This window comes from uncultured Pelagibacterium sp., from assembly GCF_963972885.1.
Taxonomy (GTDB): Bacteria; Pseudomonadota; Alphaproteobacteria; order Rhizobiales; family Devosiaceae; genus Pelagibacterium; species Pelagibacterium nitratireducens.
Genome location: NZ_CAXAXY010000139.1, coordinates 1 through 5,756 on the forward strand (window position 1 = coordinate 1; position 5,756 = coordinate 5,756).

Sequence of the window (5,756 nt, forward strand, 5' to 3'; positions counted from 1 at the left end):
AAAGGAAAAGCCGGGACCGCAAGGTCCCGGCTTTATTGGTCGGAGTAGGGTGATTCGAACACCCGACCCCCTCGTCCCGAACGAGGTGCGCTACCAGGCTGCGCTATACTCCGATAGGTTTTTTCCGGTCCGTTGCTCCACCCGGCCATGACCGATGGAGCATCGTTGCGGCGCGTTATATAGTGCGTCCGACGCCGGTTCAAGCCTGTTCGCATCCACCCGGTAGGCAAAAATCGACCGCGGTTCACGCCTTCGTTGCCGTTCAGTCGGGCTCCCCAAAAAATTCGCCGCTCGGATAAAACCCGCGCGCCGAAGGTGTTGCGGGTGCTATGCAAACGGTGTAGGAACCAACGCGCTTTGGGGCGTCGCCAAGTGGTAAGGCATCGGTTTTTGGTATCGACATTCGCAGGTTCGAATCCTGCCGCCCCAGCCAGCCTCCCGTAAGCTATTGATTTTGCATTAAAAGGTTCGCCTGACCGCGCATGTCAATCCTCAGTGGTCGCACGACTGGGGCACACGCGTGAGTCACGGAACGATGCCATGGGCACCGAAAAAGAGGCCGTTGGTTTGACCAAGGTCGGTCCCTTCCTGGTTGAAGACGAACTCATCGGCCTGGACGCTGTCTTCTCGAAGATGAAGGATTGGGGCGTTGTCGCGCCTGACGCATGGTGTCTCAACGTTCGCACGCGCCAACCAGGGGCGCCCCCATGCCGCCTGATCTCGGGCATCGCGCCGGCGTTCTTTTTTGAAAAATTCATTTCGCGGTCAGGGCTTTGCGGCTGATCGGGCAACGGCCTCGACAGCCATGCCGATGGTCGTGCTGCCGGCGGTCACCTCGAGAATGATGCGGCTGATTTTTGGCGTTTCGAGCAGGTCGACAATGGTCGCAGCCACGTCGTCGCGGGTGATCTCGTGATGGACTTGTGCCAGGCCCAGATCGACCAGTCCCGTGCCCGGATCGTTGGTCAGGGCCGAGGGCCGCAGGATCACCCAGTCGAGATCCGATTGCACGAGATCGATCTCGGCCCTTTTCTTTTGGACCATGTAGTGTTCGAAACTCTCGTTCATGTGCCGTTCGCGCCAGGCTTCGGGGAAGACTGAAACCAGCACAAAGCGGGTGATGCCGGCCTTGATTGCCGCCTTGGCCAGTTTGCCCGGCCCCTCGCCGTCGATGGCGGTGGTGGCCGCCGCACCGCCCTTTCCGCCCGCGCCTGCGGTAAACACGATGGCGTCGCTTCCCGCCATGGCCTGGGCGAGCTCGTCGATCGACATGGCAAGGAAGTCGCCCTGAAACGACGGCACGCCGTCCTGGGCCAGTGCATCGATCTGTTCGGGGCGCCTGACCGGGCCGCTCACGTCGTCGCCTTTAGCAATGAGCGCTTTGGCGAGCCGGTGGCCCACGCCGCCGGCAATTCCGATAACAAAGACCTTCATCTTCATTCTCCTTGGATCACTCAGGCCGCGTCACATTGTGCCGGATATGTCCCCGGGTTGCGCTCGCGGCCGGACAGGGGTGACGGCGAGATCGCCATTGATAAGCTCGGGATGGGCTGCAAACAAGCCATGCGAGAGCCCGGGGCTCATCCGGTTCTCCGCAGGCCGGGGTTTATGGTGCCGATCACCATCCCATCGGAATTCGCCCGCTTTCCCGTTTCGCCGCGCAGTCGCCCTTGGCCAGACTCCGTGGTATCGATGACAAATGGCTCCGCTGATCGCCTGCTTTCAGATGGAGTCGAAATCTGGGCCTGTGCTTGGGGAATTTGGTGGACAAGCTTGATGTATTGGGTCTCAAGGCTTTCATAAGCGTCGCGGAACAGGGCAGTTTCCGCAAGGCCGCCGAAAGCCTCAATCTGACCTCCACGGCCGTAAGCCGGCGTGTTCAAAAGATCGAGGAATCGCTGGGCGTTGTGCTCATCACCCGCACGACGCGGCAGGTCACTCTGACACGTCTGGGGGCGGAATTTCTGCCCCGTGCCCAGGAGATGCTCGGCGCGGTCGAGGAGATTTTCAGCGATCTGCGCAACCGCGGCCGCTATGGCGAGCGGCGGATTACGATTGCCTGCCTGGCCACCGTCGCCTCGTTCCACATGCCCAAAATCCTCGAACAGTTCGCCAAGGTTCACCCCGATGTCCGGGTCGAGTTGCTCGATGTTTCGGCCACGCGCATTCTCGAGAGCATTCGCAACGAAAAGGCCGATTTCGGCATCAGTTTCGTAGGCGCCGACCATTACGATCTGGCGACCGATTTTCTCTATTCCGAGCCGCTGGTCGCCTGGACGGCGCGCGAAAGCGCCCTGGCCCGGCGCGCATCTGTCACCTGGGCCGAACTGCGTGATTATCCGTTGATTGCCATAGCCAAGCTTTCCGGCACACGCCGGGTCGTCGAGGAAGCCCTTGAAGCCCACGGGATCGATTTCGAGTTCGACTATGAGGTCCAGCAATTGCACACCGCGGTGAGCCTTGCGGGCGGCGGCGTCGGCGTGGCCGTGTTGCCCCGCATCGCCGCTGACGAGAAGCTGTCCAACGTGGTTGCCGTCCCTGTGGAAGGGCCCAAAGTGTCGCGCTCGATCGGACTTTTGCGCCGCAACGACCGACCGCTCTCACCGCTCGTCAACCAGCTTCGGTCCATGATCCTCGCGCGTTTCCGCAGCGGTCAGTCCTGAACTTATTGATGCACAAAAGTTTGCAATTGTGCAGTTTAATGCAGTTGTGTGTGGGAATGCGTCACGCCTAAGGTCCCTCAGGTTACAAAGAGGGAGGAGGCGATATGCCGGATCTCGCATCAATCGGTGTGAGCGCAAGCCAATGGGTCGGACGCGAGGAGCGGGCCGAGGACGAGGTTACGGGCCAGGCGGCGCGCAGGCTCGCGGCAACGCTTGATCTGCCCGCCCAAGGGTTCGCGCACGGCACCGAATTGCCCGAGGGCTGGCACGTCATTCTGTTCCCGCCTTTGGCTCCGACGTCGGGGCTCGGCCGGGATGGACATCCTCAGACCGGAGAATTTCTGCCGGCCCTGCCATTGCCAAGACGCATGTTCGCCTCCCGCCGGGTCGTTTTCCACCAGCCCCTGCTGATCGGCGATGCCGTAACGCGGGTTTCACGGATCGAAGATGTGGTCCCCAAGGAGGGACGGTCGGGGCTGTTGGCTTTCGTGAAGGTGGTGCATGATTTTGTCGGCCCGCGCGGCCTGGCTGTCACCGAAGAGCAGCAGATCGTCTATCGTGAGGACCCCAAGGGCACGGCCCCAACCCAGGCGCCACCCGTCCACCCGCTCGAAGCGGACTACACCTGGCATATGGGGTATACCCCCGATGCCGCGCTTCTGTTCCGCTATTCTGCCGTCACCTTCAACGGCCACCGCATCCATTACGACAACGATTACGCCCGCGACGTCGAGGGCTATCCCGACCGGGTGGTCAATGGCGGGCTGACGGCAATCATGATGCTGAAATTCGCCCGCCAGGTCCGGCCCGGGCGGTTGAGCGAATTCAGCGTGCGCAACAAAAAGCCGTTGTTCGTGGACAGGCCCGTCCGGATCTGGGGACGCCCGACAGGCGAGGCCGCCGCAGAATTCATCGCCGTTGACGGGGACGGTGCGGAATGCGCACAGGCCCAACTGGTCTGGGGGCCTGCCCAATGAGCCAGCTTCCCCTCAAGGGCATCAAGGTCCTCGATCTGACCTCCGTGATCGTCGGGCCGGTGGCGACCCGTTGGCTGGCCGACTACGGGGCGGACGTCATCAAGGTCGAGCCCGAAGGCGGGGATTTGATCCGCACGCTGGGCGGTGTGTCCTCATCGGGCCGCTTTTCGCCCAAATACCTCAATTTCAATCGCAACAAGCGCTCGCTGGGCATCGATCTCAAGCATCCCGAGGCCCAGGCCCTGATGCGGGATCTTATCGCCCAGTCCGATATCGTCATCACGAACATGCGCCACAATGCACTGGTCAAGCTGGGGTTGGACTACGCCTCGGTCAGCGCCATACGGCCGGACGTCATCCATTGCTCCATCGTGGGGTTCGATCAGAGAGGGCCCTACGCGGGCAAACCCGCCTACGATACGATCGTGCAGGGCGCGAGTGGGTTCGCCGATACCTTTGCTCGTATGGAGGGAACGCCGCGCTACGTCCCCCTCACCATCACCGATCACATCGTGGGCTTTATTGCGGTTCAGATGGTGTTGCTGGCCCTTTTGCACCGGCGCATGACCGGGGAGGGCCAGTCGATCGAAGTGCCCATGTTCGAAAACATGGCCGATTTCATCCTGTCCGAGCATATGGGGCAAAAGGTCTTTACAGGTTCGGACGGGCCGACCGGAGATCTCCGTATCCTCAATCCGCTCACCCAGCCCATCAGGACAAGCGACGGCTATATCTGTGTGTCGGCCAACACCGACAAGCAGGCTTTTGCCCTGTTCGACGCCATCGACCGCCCGGACATGAAAACCGACCCCCGCTTCTCTTCGGTTTCGGCACGGCTCAAGAATATCGATCTTTATCTTTCCACGCGCGACGCCGCATTGGCCCGGCAGACGAGCGCGCACTGGCTCGAAATTTTCGACAGGACGGATGTCCCGGCCATGCCGTGTCATACGTTCGAGAGCCTGATGGCCGACGATCAGCTTTCGGCCGTTGAGTTTTTCGACACGCTCGACCACCCGGTCGAAGGCAGGCTCACCGATATGCGGCTGCCAAACCGCACATCCAAGAATTGGGAAAAGCCATCTGTTCCGGCGCCCGACATCGGGCAGGACACCGACCAGGTGCTGCGCGATCTCGGGTACCCCGATAACCGGATCGCTGCCCTGAGGCAGGCCGGGGCAGTTTTCGGGCGCAACGCGGAGGATTCGCACAATGGATAAGACAAGGCTTGAGCTTGCCGCAAAATGGCGCGCGCTCATGTATGTGCCCGCCCATGTGGACAAGTTTCATCAAAAAGCGGCCCATGTGGGGGCCGATGCCATCATTTTCGATCTCGAAGATGCAGTTCCCGCTGCCCAGAAAGAGGAGGCCCGGCACAAATTGCCTCAGGCCGCCGCCCTGGTGCGTGAGACGGGCAATAGCGTTCTTGTGCGTATCAATCGCGAGATCGAATGGGGCATCGCCGATATCGAGGCGGCGCTGGCCGCAAATGCGGACGCGGTCGTCGTCGCCAAGGTGGAAGGCCCGGCCCATCTCACGCTCCTTGCCGACTATCTCGACCGGCATGAATCCCGTTTTGAGCGCAGCCATCCGCTTTATCTGCTCCCGCTCATCGAATCCCTTGATGCGTTCTGGATGATGCGCGAAATCGCCGGGGCCAGCGACAGGGTCATCGGCATGGCAATGGGCGGCGAAGACATCGCCGCACAAATTCATGCCGCTTCGGGTGAAGATACACTTGCCTGGCCGCGTCAGCAGATGATCTTTGCCGCTGCCACCGCGGGCATCGCCCCGTTCGGCCTGATGGGCAGCATCGCCGATTTTGCCGATCCCGAAAATGTGCTGCGGGTGGCCCGCAATTCGCGCCGCTATGGCTTTTGGGGGGCAACGTGCATTCACCCCAAACAGGTGGGTCCGATCAAAACGGCCTTCGCGCCGACCGAAGCCGAAATCGCAGATGCCCGGCAGATCGTCGAGGCGCTCGAAGCGGCCACACGGGCGGGACGGGGCGCTGTTGAAGTCAACGGCCGCATGATCGATGCGCCGGTCGCTGCCCGGGCCCGCCGGATCGTCGCGTTGGCGCGCTGAAATCGAGTTTCCGCTGGCCCCGCCAGTG

General features: G+C 61.7%; 5 protein-coding genes, 2 tRNA genes and 1 pseudogene. 6 read left to right on the forward strand and 2 right to left on the reverse strand.

Annotation, left to right across the window (positions count from 1 at the left end; all coding sequences use genetic code 11):
• Window positions 1-36: 36 nt before the first annotated feature.
• A tRNA-Pro gene (locus AACZ55_RS15300) sits at window positions 37-113 on the reverse strand.
• 245 nt (window positions 114-358) lie between these two features.
• On the opposite strand from AACZ55_RS15300, the gene AACZ55_RS15305 reads away from it, so the two are divergent.
• Both AACZ55_RS15305 and AACZ55_RS15310 read left to right on the forward strand, forming a co-directional pair.
• Window positions 359-433: transfer RNA gene (locus AACZ55_RS15305), tRNA-Gln, on the forward strand.
• A gap of 116 nt (window positions 434-549) precedes the next feature.
• Window positions 550-651: pseudogene (locus AACZ55_RS15310) on the forward strand (type 1 glutamine amidotransferase domain-containing protein); the annotation flags it as partial.
• 114 nt (window positions 652-765) lie between these two features.
• On the opposite strand, the gene AACZ55_RS15315 reads toward AACZ55_RS15310, so the two are convergent.
• Window positions 766-1,434 (reverse strand): NAD(P)-binding oxidoreductase, encoded by a 669-nt coding sequence (locus AACZ55_RS15315; RefSeq protein ID WP_339647493.1) that lies wholly within the window; start codon window positions 1,432-1,434, stop codon window positions 766-768.
• A 329-nt stretch (window positions 1,435-1,763) separates the two neighbouring features.
• Between AACZ55_RS15315 and AACZ55_RS15320 the strand changes: the two genes are divergently transcribed.
• The 4 genes from AACZ55_RS15320 (at window position 1,764) to AACZ55_RS15335 (ending at window position 5,728) form a co-directional block, all read left to right on the forward strand.
• Window positions 1,764-2,663 carry a LysR family transcriptional regulator gene (locus tag AACZ55_RS15320; RefSeq protein WP_339647494.1) on the forward strand — a complete coding sequence of 300 codons (900 nt, stop codon included), beginning with the start codon at window positions 1,764-1,766 and terminating at the stop codon, window positions 2,661-2,663.
• A 104-nt stretch (window positions 2,664-2,767) separates the two neighbouring features.
• Window positions 2,768-3,640: a MaoC family dehydratase N-terminal domain-containing protein gene (locus AACZ55_RS15325; protein ID WP_339647496.1), complete on the forward strand. Its 873-nt coding sequence runs from the start codon at window positions 2,768-2,770 to the stop codon at window positions 3,638-3,640.
• Window positions 3,637-4,860: a CaiB/BaiF CoA-transferase family protein gene (locus AACZ55_RS15330; protein WP_339647498.1), complete on the forward strand. Its 1,224-nt coding sequence runs from the start codon at window positions 3,637-3,639 to the stop codon at window positions 4,858-4,860. The genes AACZ55_RS15325 and AACZ55_RS15330 overlap by 4 nt, the downstream gene beginning before the upstream one ends.
• Complete coding sequence (locus AACZ55_RS15335; protein WP_339647500.1) at window positions 4,853-5,728, forward strand: CoA ester lyase; 876 nt, start codon at window positions 4,853-4,855, stop codon at window positions 5,726-5,728. The genes AACZ55_RS15330 and AACZ55_RS15335 overlap by 8 nt, the downstream gene beginning before the upstream one ends.
• Window positions 5,729-5,756 lie beyond the last annotated feature (28 nt).

Bases quoted from the DNA above. Each gene is read 5' to 3' on its own strand.
- AACZ55_RS15315 (WP_339647493.1), bottom strand. From the start codon at position 1,434: ATGAAGGTCTTTGTTATCGGAATTGCCGGCGGCGTGGGCCACCGGCTC.
- AACZ55_RS15325 (WP_339647496.1), top strand. From the start codon at position 2,768: ATGCCGGATCTCGCATCAATCGGTGTGAGCGCAAGCCAATGGGTCGGA.
- AACZ55_RS15330 (WP_339647498.1), top strand. From the start codon at position 3,637: ATGAGCCAGCTTCCCCTCAAGGGCATCAAGGTCCTCGATCTGACCTCC.
- AACZ55_RS15335 (WP_339647500.1), top strand. From the start codon at position 4,853: ATGGATAAGACAAGGCTTGAGCTTGCCGCAAAATGGCGCGCGCTCATG.